Origin of the sequence: Acinetobacter legionensis, from assembly GCF_048551735.1 — a bacterium.
In the GTDB taxonomy this organism is placed as follows: domain Bacteria; phylum Pseudomonadota; class Gammaproteobacteria; order Pseudomonadales; family Moraxellaceae; genus Acinetobacter.
Window position 1 is genome coordinate 1 of record NZ_JBIMBV010000057.1, and the last position, 1633, is coordinate 1633.

The 1633-nt window shown below is 32.2% G+C and carries 2 protein-coding genes; both read left to right on the forward strand.

The genetic code is table 11. The annotated features are described in order from the left end of the window. The first annotated feature begins 53 nt into the window (after window positions 1–53). Window positions 54–1064, forward strand: a complete 1011-nt coding sequence (locus ACG9ZL_RS20890) for a hypothetical protein (protein WP_419361786.1) — start codon at window positions 54–56, stop codon at window positions 1062–1064. A gap of 2 nt (window positions 1065–1066) precedes the next feature. Beyond that, window positions 1067–1570 carry a hypothetical protein gene (locus ACG9ZL_RS20895; protein WP_419361783.1) on the forward strand — a complete coding sequence of 168 codons (504 nt, stop codon included), beginning with the start codon at window positions 1067–1069 and terminating at the stop codon, window positions 1568–1570. Window positions 1571–1633 lie beyond the last annotated feature (63 nt).

Here is a 1633-nt window from a genome sequence, read left to right on the forward strand (position 1 = left end):
TAAAACTGCGAACCCGACGCAGTCCTTTAGAATTGATCGGGTGGAGAAAATTAATGAGTAAAACTGTTACAAAAGAAAAAACTGTACATTATAAAAAAGTTGATTTATTGAGAGGAGCGAATCTTGGTCAATTACTAAAAGCTCAGCTTTTAGAAGATAAATCTTTTTATTATAAAGCTACCAATAGACAACAATTCATCTCTGCAACTAAAGATGATTTTATACTTATTAATCATGCTAGCTCGCATCAGAGCATGTTCTTTGGTGAATTAATTATTGTTGAATCAGGTAAGGCTCAAGCTGTTTTAAAAATTGATAGTGATGATGCTTCTGAATTTCCAATTAAAACCTATTTAACCGAAGATCTACCACCAGATGATGAAGATGAAGAAAAATCCAGTGATGTAGTTAGAAAGGAATTTATTGATAGCGTCCTCTATTTTGGTGTTATTGATAATCATGTTGCTATAATTCAATCTAGATCGCTTACTGCACGAATACTAGAATCATACTTGGGATGGTTGCTTGGAGAGGCTGCTAAGGCGTTACCTGAAAACAGCGCATTAATACTAAAAGACGCTCCTAATCCAGCCATCAAAGAAAAATTGGAAAATACACCAGCAAAAACAATATCTATATCATCTGGCATAGGTTCTTGTGAGGTTCAGCCAATTCATAAAGTTGAATCAAATATTCCTGCAAAAATTGACTATAAAATTGAAGATAATGTTGTTGATGTTCTTAAATCAGCTTTTGGGGTTGATCTAGATGATTTAAAGCTTGAAGATGGATTAGATGATGCAAATCTTAAACTTAAGCTAACTCTAACTTACAACCGCAAAACATCTAAAAGTGGGCAAAAAGTAATAGATACTGTTGCATCTTCTATGCGTCACAATGATGACTATGTCATCACATTAGAAGATGGCACAAAGGTTACAGCTGAAAATTTAAAAATGAGTGGTAAAATTCCAGTTGAAACCATTAATGACAAAGTATATAACGAAGGCTTAAAGGTTCAGTTATATAATTGGATGACGACCAATATAAATTTTGGTGACTAACTATGACTAAACGCTATTTGCCGTTTTATAATAATGCTAGGTTTATTGCTTTAGTATTGGTAGCTCTTTTTGTCATTTTTTCAATAATTTTCAATTATTTGAAAATTAACATCAACATCAACTTGGTTCAATTCTCTTTTGTTTTGTTGCTTCCATTAAGTCAAATTTACTTAGCCTATAAAGGAATGCTAGATGCTCTTAAATTAGATGGCTTGAATCAATCGGAGAGAGATAGACTAACATCTACTGTGGATATAAGAAGCAAGTCATCCTTATATGTAGCCGTGCTTTTTATTGTAATTGTATTTGGAATGTATATTCTCAATTCATTAAGCTTACTTTCCAGTAAACATCTATTGGCCTTAATATTATCAGTTGGTTTAACATCAATATTTAGTTTTTTTCTAGCATGGAGTGATCTAAAAGAGATATCAATGTTGGAGAAAACGTTAAAGGCTCGAAAAGAATCTAGAGAGGCAAAAACTAAAGTCTTAAGCAACAAATAAATTTTCAAATTAATTCTCTAACCCACCCTGCGTGGGTTTTCTTTTGTCTATTAAAGCATAAAA

What these genes read in the sequence shown, in the direction of transcription:
- ACG9ZL_RS20895 (WP_419361783.1), top strand. Translation starts at nt 1,067, where the DNA reads ATGACTAAACGCTATTTGCCGTTTTATAATAATGCTAGGTTTATTGCT.
- ACG9ZL_RS20890 (WP_419361786.1), top strand. Translation starts at nt 54, where the DNA reads ATGAGTAAAACTGTTACAAAAGAAAAAACTGTACATTATAAAAAAGTT.